At 63.2% G+C, this 12,935-nt stretch carries 11 protein-coding genes; all 11 read right to left on the reverse strand.

The features are described from left to right. Positions 1-2: 2 nt before the first annotated feature. Positions 3-2,351, reverse strand: coding sequence for a Tex family protein (locus ACIQ3Q_RS06695; protein WP_396268245.1), 2,349 nt, complete (start codon positions 2,349-2,351; stop codon positions 3-5). A 102-nt stretch (positions 2,352-2,453) separates the two neighbouring features. Further along, complete coding sequence (locus tag ACIQ3Q_RS06700; RefSeq protein ID WP_396268246.1) at positions 2,454-3,449, reverse strand: beta/gamma crystallin-related protein; 996 nt, start codon at positions 3,447-3,449, stop codon at positions 2,454-2,456. A gap of 214 nt (positions 3,450-3,663) precedes the next feature. After that, positions 3,664-4,569 carry an SDR family oxidoreductase gene (locus tag ACIQ3Q_RS06705; RefSeq protein ID WP_396268247.1) on the reverse strand — a complete coding sequence of 302 codons (906 nt, stop codon included), beginning with the start codon at positions 4,567-4,569 and terminating at the stop codon, positions 3,664-3,666. Continuing rightward, positions 4,566-5,063, reverse strand: a complete 498-nt coding sequence (locus ACIQ3Q_RS06710; protein ID WP_396268248.1) for a GNAT family N-acetyltransferase — start codon at positions 5,061-5,063, stop codon at positions 4,566-4,568. Before ACIQ3Q_RS06710 ends, ACIQ3Q_RS06705 begins: the two co-directional genes overlap by 4 nt. Further along, complete coding sequence (locus tag ACIQ3Q_RS06715) at positions 5,063-6,082, reverse strand: NADP-dependent oxidoreductase (protein ID WP_396268249.1); 1,020 nt, start codon at positions 6,080-6,082, stop codon at positions 5,063-5,065. Before ACIQ3Q_RS06715 ends, ACIQ3Q_RS06710 begins: the two co-directional genes overlap by 1 nt. A 2-nt stretch (positions 6,083-6,084) precedes the next feature. Beyond that, positions 6,085-6,561: a PaaI family thioesterase gene (locus ACIQ3Q_RS06720; protein WP_396268251.1), complete on the reverse strand. Its 477-nt coding sequence runs from the start codon at positions 6,559-6,561 to the stop codon at positions 6,085-6,087. Continuing rightward, on the reverse strand, positions 6,530-7,321 hold the full coding sequence (locus ACIQ3Q_RS06725) for an SDR family oxidoreductase (protein ID WP_396268252.1): 792 nt from the start codon (positions 7,319-7,321) through the stop codon (positions 6,530-6,532). The genes ACIQ3Q_RS06720 and ACIQ3Q_RS06725 overlap by 32 nt, the downstream gene beginning before the upstream one ends. Positions 7,322-7,335: 14 nt before the next feature. Next, on the reverse strand, positions 7,336-9,144 hold the full coding sequence (locus ACIQ3Q_RS06730; protein WP_396268253.1) for an acyl-CoA dehydrogenase: 1,809 nt from the start codon (positions 9,142-9,144) through the stop codon (positions 7,336-7,338). A gap of 6 nt (positions 9,145-9,150) precedes the next feature. Beyond that, positions 9,151-9,594 (reverse strand): PaaI family thioesterase, encoded by a 444-nt coding sequence (locus ACIQ3Q_RS06735; RefSeq protein WP_396268254.1) that lies wholly within the window; start codon positions 9,592-9,594, stop codon positions 9,151-9,153. A 9-nt stretch (positions 9,595-9,603) separates the two neighbouring features. Further along, positions 9,604-10,779: an acetyl-CoA C-acyltransferase gene (locus tag ACIQ3Q_RS06740; RefSeq protein ID WP_396268255.1), complete on the reverse strand. Its 1,176-nt coding sequence runs from the start codon at positions 10,777-10,779 to the stop codon at positions 9,604-9,606. A gap of 13 nt (positions 10,780-10,792) precedes the next feature. After that, positions 10,793-12,886 carry a 3-hydroxyacyl-CoA dehydrogenase NAD-binding domain-containing protein gene (locus ACIQ3Q_RS06745; protein ID WP_396268256.1) on the reverse strand — a complete coding sequence of 698 codons (2,094 nt, stop codon included), beginning with the start codon at positions 12,884-12,886 and terminating at the stop codon, positions 10,793-10,795. Positions 12,887-12,935 lie beyond the last annotated feature (49 nt).

Below are 12,935 nucleotides of genomic sequence, written 5' to 3' on the forward strand. Positions count from 1 at the left end.
CCTCAGCGCTTTTGCAGCTTGGCAAAGGCAGCGGCCATGGCGCTGGGTGCCGTGGCCTCTTCGCGTCGACCGCCGCCCTGGCCGCGATCTTGGCGCTCGTTACGCGTTGGCGGCCGGTAGTTGTTGTCGCCGCGCGTCCCTGCCGCGCCCTTGGGCGCTGGCGCAGCGTCGAGCTTCATGGTCAGCGAGATGCGCTTGCGGGCCAAGTCCACTTCCACGACTTTGACCTTGACGATGTCGCCCGTCTTCACCACTTCACGCGCATCAGTGACGAACTTATTGGACAACTGGCTCACATGCACCAAGCCGTCTTGGTGCACGCCCAAGTCCACAAACGCGCCAAACTGGGCCACGTTGCTGACGGTGCCTTCCAGGACCATGCCTTCAGTCAAGTCCTTGATGTCCTCAACACCGTCGTTAAAGCGCGCCACCTTGAAGTCGGGGCGCGGGTCGCGGCCCGGCTTCTCCAGCTCGGTCAGGATGTCCTTGACCGTGATCGCGCCAAACTTGTCGTCAGCAAAGGCCTCGGGCTTGAGCTTGCGGATCACGTCGCTGTTGCCAATCAGCTCGGCCACGGGTCGTCCTGCAGCGGCGCTGATCTTGGCAATCACCGGATAGGTTTCGGGGTGCACGCCAGAGAGATCCAGCGGGTTGTCGCCATCGCGAATGCGCAAAAAGCCAGCCGCCTGTTCAAAGGTCTTGGCGCCCAAGCCGGCCACGTCCAACAACTGCTGGCGGTTCTTGAAACGGCCATTGGCTTCGCGCCAGCGCACGATGCTGCCCGCCACGGCGTTGGACAGCCCGGACACCTGCGCCAGCAGCGGCGCCGAGGCGGTGTTCAGGTCCACCCCCACCGAGTTCACGCAGTCCTCGACCACGGTGTCCAAGGTGCGGGCCAGCTCGCTCTGGTTCACATCGTGCTGGTATTGGCCCACGCCAATGCTCTTGGGGTCGATCTTCACCAACTCCGCCAGCGGGTCTTGTAAACGCCGCGCGATGGACACCGCGCCGCGCAGGCTCACGTCCAAGTCGGGCAGCTCTTTGGAGGCGAACTCGGAGGCCGAGTACACCGACGCACCCGCTTCCGACACCACCACCTTCTCGATGTGGGTGCCCGGGGCCAGTTGTTGAATTCGCTTGATCAAGTCGGCAGCGAGCTTGTCCGTCTCTCGACTGGCCGTGCCGTTGCCGATGGCGATCAGGTTCACTCCATGCGTGGCGCACAGACGGCCCAAGGTGTGGATGGAGCCTTCCCAATCTTTGCGGGGCTCGTGCGGATACACCGTGTGGGTGTCCAGCACCTTGCCGGTGTCGCTCACCACCGCCACCTTCACGCCGGTGCGGATGCCCGGGTCCAGCCCCATCACCACGCGCTTGCCCGCCGGTGCGGCCAGCAGCAGGTCGCGCAGGTTCTCAGCAAACACCTTGATGGCCACCTTTTCCGCTTCTTCGCGCAAGCGGCTGAAGAGGTCGCGCTCCAGGCTCATGCTGAGCTTGACCTTCCAAGTCCAGGCCACCGACTTGCGCATCAGCTCGTCGGCCGGGCGCTTGGCATGAGCCCAGCCCAGGTGCCGGGCAATTCGGCCTTCGGCCAGACTGGGTTGACCCGGCACGACTTCCTCATCGAGCACCAGTTTCACATCCAACAGTTCTTGCGTGCGGCCACGGAACACGGCCAAGGCACGGTGCGACGGCACGGTGCGAATCGGCTCGTCGTAATCAAAGTAGTCGCGAAACTTGGCCACGTCGGGGTTGTTCTCGTCCTTGCCTTCGGCCAGCTTGGACTTCAGCAAACCCTCGTCCCACAGCCATTCGCGCAACTTGCCCACCAGGGCAGCGTCTTCGGCCCAGCGCTCCGAGAGCACGTCCCGCACGCCATCCAGCACCGCAAAGGCGTCGGCAAAGCCGGCCTCGGCATTCACAAAGGCTGCGGCCTCGGTGTGAGGGTCGAGGCTCGGGTCAGCAAACAGCTTGTCAGCCAGTGGCTCCAGCCCAGCCTCGCGGGCGATCATGCCCTTGGTGCGGCGTTTGGTCTTGTAAGGAAGATAAAGGTCTTCCAGCTCTTGCTTGGTGGGGACCATCTCGATGGCGGCGCGCAGTTCGGGCGTCAGCTTGCCTTGCTCGTCAATGCTCTTGAGCACCGCCACGCGGCGCTCCTCCAGCTCACGCAAATAGCCCAGCCGGGCCTCCAGCTCACGCAACTGAATGTCATCCAGCCCATCGGTCGCTTCCTTGCGGTAGCGGGCAATGAAGGGCACCGTAGCACCACCGTCCAGAAGCGTGACGGCAGCATTGACTTGGGCGGGACGAACCTTAAGCTCGGCCGCAATCTGCAACAGAATCTTGTCCAACACAGGCAGGTCTGAAAGAGTCGCGAAGCGCGGGAGTGTGCCAGAAGCGCTGAAGCTCCCGTCAGGGAGCTTCAAAGCCGTCTGTTTGCGGAGGTGCTGAATTCAAAACTTGATGTCAAAAGTCTCGTTGCGGCGGTTGCCGTTGGCGTTGGGGTTGCGGTTATCTACCGCAGCGCCCACCGGACGCAGAGAAGAGATCTTGTCATTGAACTGCGACGGCACAGCATGACGTCCGACACCCAACACAAAGCACTGCCCTGTGAAGTTGGCGTCCATGCAGAACTCCCAGCGTCCCGAGCGCACCTCGATAGACGACGCTTCGTCATTGAAGCCTTGCTGCGACAGGTCTACCGTCACACCGTTGAACGGTGCCGAGCGCCCCCTGAAATCGATGTGCTGATACAGCGTCACGGCAGCATTGCCGGTGACCTGCCCATAGCCATTATTGCCAGCGACTTGGCGGATGGACGAGATTGCGTCGTTCATCACTTTGTCCACGTTATGGCGCCCCGCGCCTAAGGTGATGCACCGCCCTGCAAAGTCAGCGTCAGAACAGAACTGCCATGTGCCTTGACGAATCTCGATGGACGAAATCTCGTCATTGAAGCCATTGCGGGAGAGATCGGTCATGGGGCCATTGACGGCCAGTGAACGTCCGCCTTGGTCAATGTGCTCAAAGACCGACACCATTCCCGCAACATTGCCGTTGCTCCAGCCTCCGTTGTTAGACCAACCGCCGCCGGCCCCATCGGCTGAACGAATGGACGAGATCGCATCATTGAAATAGGTTTCAATGCTGTGCCGCCCAGGGCCTAGGGTGATGCATTTACCCTTGAAATCGGCATGTTCGCAGAACACCCACTGACCGCGGCGAATCTCAATGGACGAGATCTCATCGTTAAAGCCGACGGACTCCAGGTTCCCGATATTGGCCACCACATTGAGCGAGCGACCCGCGCCTCCCGCATGTTCGTAGACCACCACCGCCGCATTGCGGTCGTCGTTCCAACCCACCGCCAAGGCTGGGGCTGCTGCTGCTGCGACGGTCAGGCCCAAAAGGGCGCTGCGTGCCCAGAGGGCGGTCAAAGAAGTGTTCATGGGTTTCCTCCAGAAAGGCCGCTACCCTTTTTGATGCTGTGGCAGCGTGCGCTGTTCAACGCCCGACCCAGGCGATCGGACGACACAGCTTCAGGCCGACACTTTAGCCGCTGCCTTGCCGCCCGGCTCAACGTCAGTTCAAGGCACGGCCATCACCCTCAGCAGGGCATTCAGTCTGCAGCGGATCGTCCACATCCATTGCACCAAACGTTGACTATTCCCGCAATTGCACTCGCAGTCGCTCACCCAACTCCGGCCGCTCTTTGAACGGGTCGGTCGGGTTGCGGGGGCCCATGATGTCTTCCAGGCGGGTTTGCACACCACCCAAGGCCTGGGGATGGCTGTAGATGTAGAAGCGGCGCTCAGCCACCGCATCAAACACAAAGCCAATGACCTCTTGGGCCGAGACCTTGCCGCTGGTCACCGCCTTGTCACTCATGGCTTGGGCAATGAGTTGGCTCTTGGTGGGGCGCTGGCCTGACTCGCGCATCTCCGCGGGCCGGTTGCGATGGCTTTGGTGGATGCCCGTGGGCACAAAGTAGGGGCACAGCACACTGGCCGTGACCTGATCCGTCACCAAGGCGAGGTCTTGGTACAGGGTTTCGCTCAGCGACACCACGGCATGCTTGGTGACGTTATAGACACCCATGTTCGGCGCATTCAAGAGCCCCGCCATGGACGCTGTGTTGATGATGTGGCCTTGATAAGCCGGGTCTTGCGCGGCGGCCTCCAACATCATGGGCGTGAAGACGCGCACCCCGTGGGCCACGCCCATCAGGTTGACACCCACCACCCAGTCCCAGTCTTTGGCGGTGTGCTCCCAGATCAAGCCCCCTGCGCCCACGCCGGCATTGTTAAAGACCAGATGAGGAGCTCCCCAGGCCGCAAACACCTCGCGGCCCATGGCCTCGACCTGCTCGCCTTTGGAGACATCCAGGCGGTAGGGCATAACCTCCACACCCAGCGCGCGCATCTCGGCCACTGCAGCCTCCAGCGCGTCGGCTTGCACATCGGCCATCACCAACTTCATACCTAAGCTCGCCGCCTTGCGTGCGAACTCCAGGCCGAAACCGGAGCCTGCACCGGTGATGACGGCACAACGGCCAGTGAATGTCTTCATGGGGAGTCTCCTTGAAGCGCGAGCGTGGGTGACGCCGCAGGTCTCAACATCTTGATGTGCGGGATGTTGTCTTCGCTGTAAATCTCTGAACAAGGCTCGAAGCCAAAGCCGCGATAGAAAGCCTGCAAATGGGCCTGCGCACTGATGCGGTTGGCTTGCTCTGGGTAGAGCGCATCACACAAAGCCACGCCACGCCGCACCAGTTCGCGGCCTAGGCCTGTGCCTCGTGTTGCCAGGGCACACACCACGCGGCCCATGGACGGCTCCTCGTATTTGTGGCCGGCATCCACGATGCGCAAATAGGCCAGCATCCGGCCGTCTGGCGCATAGCCCATCAAGTGGACGCTGTGTTGGTCCAGCCCGTCCAGGTCTTGATAGGGCCCTTGCTCCAAGATGAAGACCTGGGCCCGCAGTTGCAGCAGTGCATACAACTGCTGCAGGCTCAACTGCTCAAAGCGGGCGTGCTGCCATTCAAGTTCAGCGGGCTGCAGCATCAAATCAGCTTGACCAACTGCTTGCCAAAGTTCTTGCCCTTGAGCAGGCCCAAAAAGGCCTCGGGCGCTGCGGCAATGCCATCCGCCACCGTCTCGCGGTACTTGAGCTTGCCAGTGGCCACCAGCGTGCCCAACTCCTTCAAAGCCTGGGGCCAGAGTTCCATGTGCTCGCTGACGATGAAACCCTCGACTCGCATGCGGTTCACCAGAATCAGCTGGGGCGCGCTCATGGGAATGGGCTCACCGTTGTAGCCAGAGATCATGCCGCACATGGCCACGCGGGCGAAGGCATTGGCACGCAGCATCACGGCGTCCAAAATCATGCCTCCCACGTTCTCGAAGTAGCCATCAATGCCATCTGGGCAGGCTTCTTTGAGCGCCTTGGACAGCGACTTCACATCCGGGTGCTGCTTGTAGTCGATGCAGGCGTCAAAGCCCAACTCATTGACCACATAAGCCCATTTGTCAGGTCCACCGGCCAGGCCCACGGCGCGGCAGCCGCGCGCTTTGGCCAATTGGCCCACCGCACCGCCCACCGCACCGCTGGCCGCACTCACCACCACGGTCTCACCCGCCTTAGGGTTGATGATTTGCGTCAGGCCATACCAGCCCGTCACGCCGGGCATGCCCACAGCGCCCAAGTAGGCGGCGAGTGGGATGTGGGTGGTGTCCACCTTTTGCAGCACGCCGCGCTGGTTGGCGTTGACGCACAGATACTCTTGCCAGCCGCCCATGCCCACCACGGCGTCGCCGGGCTTGAAGTGCTCGTTGCGCGACTCCACCACCTCACCCACGGTGCCGCCAATCATCACCTCGCCCAGGGGCTGAGGCTGGGCATAGCTCTTGCCCTCGTTCATGCGGCCGCGCATGTAAGGGTCCAGGCTCAGGTAGTGGTTACGCACCAGCACCTCGCCGTCGGCCAAAGGGGCCAGCGCGGCCTCCACCAGCTTGAAGTTATCGACGGTGGGCTCACCCGTGGGGCGAGAGGCCAAGACAATTTGACGGTTCACTGTGCTCATACTCATTCCGATCGTTGCAGAGGTTTCAGGCTGCGGCCTTTGCCAGGCAAGGCGCGCAGGTATTTGAAGGTGCCGGTGGCGTGGGCGCAAAGTTCGCCCTCGCTGTTCAGCACCCGGGCTTCACAAAAGGCCATGGTGGCCGTGCGGTGCAGCAGCTGGCCCAGGGCGCGCAACTCGCCCTCGCCGGGCCGCATAAAACTGGTCTTCATCTCCACGGTGGCCACGCCGGGGCCGTCCAGGTGGTCGCTGCGCGCGGCCATGGCCATGGCCACATCCAACATGGTCATCATCACGCCGCCGTGAGCCACCTCCCACGAGTTGAGGTGGCTCTCCTGCAAGTCGACCCGCAGCTCCGATTGGCCGTGGGCACAGCCGTGCAGCTCCAGCCCCAATCTCTCGACAAAGGGCACGTGGACGGGGAATTTGAGTTTGGTACTCAAAGCGCACTCACCCCGCAATGATGGCCGAGACGCCACCATCGATGGCCAAGATTTGGCCGGTGATGTGCTTGCCTGCATCCGACGCGAACAGCAGGGTCGCGCCCTTCAGGTCTTCATCGTCACCCAGGCGGCGCAGGGGCGAGCGTGCCGCCAGGGCTTCTGCCCCCAAGCGCTCCAAGGTGCCGCGCGTCATCTTGCTGGGAAAAAAGCCCGGCGCCAGGGCATTGACGGTGATGCCATGTTGGCCCCATTCACCGGCCAAGGCCCGGGTGAAGTTGACCACCGCGCCCTTGCTGGTGTTGTAGGCCAGGGTGGTCATCTCCGCCGGGTTACCAGCCAAACCAGCAATGGAGGCCACGTTGATGATGCGGCCCTTTTTCTGCGGAATCATCCAAGCCTTGGCCACCGCTTGGCTGATGACGAAGAGGCTGCGGATGTTCAGGTTCATCACCTTGTCCCAGGCCTCCAGAGGGTGCTGCTCTGCCGGTGCACCCCAGGTGGCCCCGGCGTTGTTGACCAGCACGTCGATGCGGCCCAAGCGCTCCATGGTCTCGGCCACCAATCGCTGGGCATCTTCGGGGCGGCTGGCATCGGCCGCGATCCAGCGGGCGTCAATGCCGGCGGCTTGCAGCTCTGCTGCGGCTTGCTCCAGGTCTTCCGCCTTGCGGGAGCTGAGCATGACCTTGGCCCCAGCCTCGCCCAGCGCATGGGCCATTTGCAGGCCCAGGCCGCGCGAGCCTCCAGTCACCAAGGCCGTGCGGCCACTCAAGTCCATCAGCTTGAACACAGACGTCGTCATGGGGCATCGTTCCTTCAAAACCAGTCGGGCTGCATGTCGCGGCAGACACTCTCGCGCGCGGCCACCACCTCCAGCCAGGGGTAGACCTTGGGCAGCTCATACACATGGAAATAGCGGGCAGCGGCACGCACGCCGGCCTGCCGGTCTTCGGGGGCCGAGCTGGCCGCCAGCGCTAGATCCAGCCACACCCAAGCCAGCACCACATGCCCTGCCGCTTGCAAATAAAGTGTGGCGTTGGCCAGTGCGTCCTCGGGCTGGCCCGTGGCCCAGGCGGCCTTGGTGGCGGCGCCCAAGCGCTGCACGGCTTGGGCCAGTCCATTCGCGTACACAGCCAAGTCGGGGTGTTGCAAGGCCGCTTCAAGGGTCTGGTTGATGCGGGTGGCCAGCAGCTTCAGCCCTGCGCCGCCTTGCATCACCACCTTGCGGCCCAGCAGGTCCAGGGCCTGAATGCCGTGCGTGCCTTCGTGGATCATGTTGAGGCGGTTGTCGCGCCAATACTGCTCCACCGGGAAATCACGCGTGTAGCCATAGCCGCCATGCACTTGAATGGCCAAGCTGTTGGCCTCCAAGCACCACTCGCTGGGCCAGCTCTTGGCAATGGGCGTCAGCACCTCCAACAACAGAGCAGCTTCGGCGGCCGCTTCTGGGGTGCCGGTGTGCTGCTCGTCCACCAAACGCGCGCAGTACAACATCAGCGCCAACGCACCTTCGCTGTAGGCCTTTTGTGCCAGCAGCATGCGTTTCACGTCCGCATGCTCGATCAGCGCCACCGGCGGGCTGGCCGGATCTTTCTGGCTGAGCAGCCGACCCTGCTTGCGGTCTTTGGCATAGGCAAGAGAAGCCTCATAGCCCGCCATGCCCAACATCGTGGCCGCCATGCCAATGGCAATGCGCGCCTCGTTCATCATGTGGAACATGCAAGCCAGGCCTTGGCCCGGTTGGCCCACCAGATAGGCCACGGCACCGGCTGCGCCGCCGGGCTGCCAGCGGCCTTCACCAAAGTTCAGCAAGGTGTTGGTGGTGCCACGCCAGCCGCATTTATGGTTGAGCCCTGCCAGCGCCACATCATTGCGCTCGCCCGTCATCTGGCCCTGGGCGTTGACCATGTGCTTAGGGCAGATGAACAGCGAAATGCCGCGCGTGCCTGCCACCAGCTTGCCATCCGGCCCCGGGATCTTGGCCAACACCAGGTGCACGATGTTCTCGGTCAGCTCATGCTCACCGGCCGAGATCCACATCTTGTTGCCAAACAGGCGATAACGCGGGCCTAAGGGGTCGTCCGCATGGCCTTCGCCATCGGGCACCGCACGCGTGGCCACATCGGCCAAGCCTGAACCCGCCTGCGGCTCTGAGAGGCACATGGTGCCTGCCCACTCGCCTTTGAACTCGCGGTGTGCAAACACCTGCTGCTGCAGCGGCGTGCCATGCGCCATCAAGAGGTTGGCATTGCCCACCGTCAGCAAGCCCGCGTTGATGCTGACCGAGGCCTTGGCGAAAAAGGCATTGGCGGCTGCCTCTACGGTGTAGGGCAGCTGCATGCCGCCCAGCGCAAAGTCTTGCGCCGCCGCCAACATGCCCGAGCCCGCATAGGCCGCCCAGGCCTCGTGAGTGGCCTGGGGTAAGGTGACGCGCTCGCCATCAAAGTGCGGCTCTTGGGTGTCCACCAAGCGGTTGAAAGGCGCGTATTTGTCTCGCGCAATGCGCTCGCAGGTGTCCAGCACTTGGCTGAAGGTTTCGCGCCCGTGGTCCTCAAAGCGCGAGCGCTCACAGAGGCGTTCAACCTTCAGCCAGTCGTAGAGCAAAAAGTCCAGCCAGGTGCGCATGGTCGGTCAGGCCTGTGGGATGGTGGTGTAGCGGGTGGCGGGCGTCACCGCCATGGTGGCCGAGGCCTTCATCACCAAGGTACGCACGCCTTGGGCGTCTTCGGCAAAGACCTCGCCCTCGGTGAAGCTGAGCATGCGGCCCGGCTTGAGCACCCAGGCTTCACAGACCAAGCGCACGCCCTTGGCGGGGCGCAGCACGCTGGTCTTCAGCTCTGCCGTGACCACCCAGTGCTCATCGGGCGCCAAGGTTTGGGCGGCCGAGCCCATGCTGTGGTCCACCAAGGTGGCCATCACCCCGGCATGAGCTTGGCCGGTGTGCTGCAAAAAGCGGGGCTGGAGTGTCAAGGCGGTGCTCACCCGCCCTGGGCTCAGGGCCAGAGCCTCCACGCCCAAGTCCCGCATGAACGGGGCTTGGGCCAGGAAGTACTGAAAGCGCTCCAGCGTTTTCATGGGCCTGCTTTATAGGACCTCAAACACACCCGCTGCGCCCATGCCCCCGCCGATGCACATGGTCACGCAGACGCGCTTGGCGCCGCGACGTTTTCCCTCTATCAGGGCATGGCCGACCAGGCGCTGGCCAGAGACCCCATAAGGGTGACCCACGGCGATAGCACCACCGTTGACGTTGAGCCTATCCATAGGAATGCCCAGTTTGTCGGCGCAGTACAGCACCTGCACGGCGAAGGCTTCGTTGAGCTCCCACAGGTCGATGTCGGCCACCGTCATGCCCAGGCGCTTGAGCACCTTGGGCACCGCAAAGACCGGGCCAATGCCCATCTCATCGGGCTCGCAGCCGGCCACCGCAAAGCCCAGGAAGCGTCCCAGGGGCTTGAGCCCATGTTGGCTGGCAAAGGCCTCGCTGACCACCACGCAGGCGCCGGCGCCGTCGCTGAACTGGCTGGCATTGCCGGCCGAGACCACGCCACCCGGCAGCGCCGTGCGAATGCCGCGCACCGCCTCCAGCGTGGTGCCGGCGCGCAGGCCTTCATCCACGCTGACGGTGACTTGCTGGCTGCGCAGGCCCAGCACCTTGTCGGCCACACCGGCCGTCACCGTGATGGGGGCGATTTCATCGTTGAACTTGCCCGCTTCCTGCGCGGCACAAGCCAGTTGCTGGCTGCGCGCACCGTACTCGTCCATGCGCTCTTTGGCCATGCCGTAGCGCTTGGCCACGTTCTCGGCCGTTTGCAGCATGTTCCAGTAGATCTCGGGCTTCAGCTTGATCAGCGCCGGGTCGGCCAGCATGTGTTGGTTCATCTCTTGCTGCACGCAAGAGATGCTCTCCACGCCACCGGCCACATAGGCGTCGCCCTCGCCCGAGATGATGCGCTGCGAGGCCATGGCAATGGTCTGCAGGCCGCTGGAGCAAAAACGGTTGACGGTGACGCCGCTCACCGTCACGGGCAGGCCGGCGGCCAGGGCGATTTGGCGGGCGATGTTGGCGCCGGTCGCGCCCTCGGGGTTGGCGCAGCCCATCAACACATCTTCAATGGCGTCGGGCGCAATACCGGCGCGCTCAACGGCGGCCTTCACGGCGTGGCCACCCAAGGTGGCCCCATGGGTCATGTTGAAGGCACCCTTCCAGCTCTTGGCCAGGGGGGTGCGGGCGGTCGAAACAATCAGTGCTTGTGTCATGAAAGTGCGCTCCTCAAACGATGTTCTTGCCTTCGGCCAGCAGCTTCAGCAGCAGCGGCGCGGGTTGCCAGAACTCGCCATCGTCCAGGGGGTTGGCGGCATAGTGCTTCATCATCTGCACCACGTTGAACAGGCCGTAGGTGTCGGCATAGCACATGGGGCCGCCGCGGAAGATGGGGAAGCCGTAGCCTGTGAGGTAGACCATGTCCACATCCGAGGCCCGCAGCGCGATGCCTTCTTCCAGCAAGCGTGCTGCCTCATTGACCAGCGAAAACACCAGGCGGTGCACGATTTCGTCGTCGCTGATCTTGCGGGCAGTGATGCCCAAAGCAGCGCGATGGTCGGCAATCATCTGCTCGACCTCGGCGCTCGGAATGGCGTCGCGCTTGCCGGCTTGATAGTCGTACCAGCCCGCACCCGTCTTCTGGCCGAAGCGGCCCTTTTCACACAGCAGGTCGGCCGTCTTGCTGTAACGCAGGTTCGGCTTTTCCACATAGCGGCGCTTGCGGATGTACCAGCCCACGTCATTGCCAGCCAAGTCGCCCATGCGGAAAGGGCCCATGGCAAAGCCGAACTTCTCGGCCGCGCGGTCTACCTGGGCCGGCGTGCAGCCCTCTTCCAGCAAGAAACCGGCTTGGCGGCTGTACTGCTCAATCATGCGGTTGCCGATGAAGCCATCGCACACGCCCGAGACCACGCAGGTTTTGCGGATCTTCTTGCCCAGTTGCATCACTGTGGCCAGCACGTCTTTGGCGGTGGCCGCACCGCGCACCACTTCCAGCAGCTTCATCACATTGGCCGGGCTGAAGAAGTGGGTACCAATCACGTCTTGCGGGCGCTTGGTGAAGTTGGCGATCTGGTTCACATCCAGGGTGGAAGTGTTGGAGGCCAAGATCGCACCCGGCTTCATCACCGCGTCGAGCTGCTCGAACACCGCCTTCTTGACGGCCATGTCCTCAAACACCGCCTCGATCACCATGTCGGCATCGGAAAGATCGGCATAGCTCAGCGTGGTGCTGAGCAGGGCCATGCGCTGCTCGTACTTGTCTTGCTTGAGCTTGCCCTTTTTGACTTGCGACTCGTAGTTCTTGCGAATGGTGGCCACACCACGGTCCAGCGCGTCTTGCTTTTGCTCCAGCATGACCACGGGGATGCCCGCGTTCAGGAAGTTCATGGCAATGCCGCCACCCATGGTGCCGGCCCCAATGACCGCCAGCTTGTTGACGGCGCGGGTGGGGGTGTCCTCCGGCACATCGGGGATCTTGCTGGTGGCGCGTTCGGCAAAGAAGGCATGGCGCAAGGCCTTGCACTCGGGCGTCCACATGAGGTTGATGAAGGTCTCGCGCTCAAACGCCATGCCCGCATCAAAGGCCTTGTCCACCGCCGCCTGCACGGCATCCACGCACTTGCGGGGCGCCGGATAGTTCTTGGCCATGGCGCCCACCGTATTGCGGGCAAACTGGAAGTAGGCTTGGCCGTTCGGGTGCTTAACCTTCATGTCGCGCACCAGCGGCAGCGGCCGCACATCGGCCACTTCGCGGGCAAAGGCCAGGGCACCGGCCATCAGGTCGCCGTCAATCAGCTTGTCAAACAGCTTCTGGCCGGGGATGCCCGCCAGCACTTCGCTCTTGACCGGCTCTCCGCTGACGATCATGTTCAGCGCCGTCTCCACCCCCAACACGCGCGGCAAGCGCTGCGTGCCACCCGCGCCGGGGATCAGGCCCAGCTTGACTTCGGGCAGCGCCACATTTGCGCCCGGGGAAGTCACTCGGTAGTGGCAGCCCAGCGCCAGCTCCAGGCCGCCGCCCATGCAGACGCTGTGCACGGCCGCCACGATGGGCTTGGTGCACAACTCTGCGGCGCGGATCAGCGACAACAGATTGGGCTCGGCCAGGGCCTTGGGCGAGCCGAATTCTTTGATGTCCGCACCGCCTGAGAAGGCCTTGCCCGCGCCGGTCAGCACGATGGCCTTGACACTGGCATCGGCCTGCGCACGGGCCAGGCCGTCGGCCACGGCCTTGCGGGTTTCATACCCCAGGCCATTGACCGGCGGGTTGTTCAGGGTAATGACGGCCACGCCGTCTTGAATCTCGAAGCTCGCGCTCATGAGGAGTCCCTTGATGAGGTGTCGATTTAAAAATAGAACGATCGTGCGA

This window comes from Ideonella sp. (assembly GCF_044358605.1).
Lineage (GTDB): Bacteria > Pseudomonadota > Gammaproteobacteria > Burkholderiales > Burkholderiaceae_C > Ideonella.

Coding starts and splice junctions, on each gene's coding strand:
- ACIQ3Q_RS06705 (WP_396268247.1), bottom strand. CDS start 4,569: ATGAAGACATTCACTGGCCGTTGTGCCGTCATCACCGGTGCAGGCTCC.
- ACIQ3Q_RS06740 (WP_396268255.1), bottom strand. CDS start 10,779: ATGACACAAGCACTGATTGTTTCGACCGCCCGCACCCCCCTGGCCAAG.
- ACIQ3Q_RS06700 (WP_396268246.1), bottom strand. CDS start 3,449: ATGAACACTTCTTTGACCGCCCTCTGGGCACGCAGCGCCCTTTTGGGC.
- ACIQ3Q_RS06745 (WP_396268256.1), bottom strand. CDS start 12,886: ATGAGCGCGAGCTTCGAGATTCAAGACGGCGTGGCCGTCATTACCCTG.
- ACIQ3Q_RS06710 (WP_396268248.1), bottom strand. CDS start 5,063: ATGCTGCAGCCCGCTGAACTTGAATGGCAGCACGCCCGCTTTGAGCAG.
- ACIQ3Q_RS06725 (WP_396268252.1), bottom strand. CDS start 7,321: ATGACGACGTCTGTGTTCAAGCTGATGGACTTGAGTGGCCGCACGGCC.
- ACIQ3Q_RS06735 (WP_396268254.1), bottom strand. CDS start 9,594: ATGAAAACGCTGGAGCGCTTTCAGTACTTCCTGGCCCAAGCCCCGTTC.
- ACIQ3Q_RS06715 (WP_396268249.1), bottom strand. CDS start 6,082: ATGAGCACAGTGAACCGTCAAATTGTCTTGGCCTCTCGCCCCACGGGT.
- ACIQ3Q_RS06720 (WP_396268251.1), bottom strand. CDS start 6,561: ATGGTGGCGTCTCGGCCATCATTGCGGGGTGAGTGCGCTTTGAGTACC.
- ACIQ3Q_RS06730 (WP_396268253.1), bottom strand. CDS start 9,144: ATGCGCACCTGGCTGGACTTTTTGCTCTACGACTGGCTGAAGGTTGAA.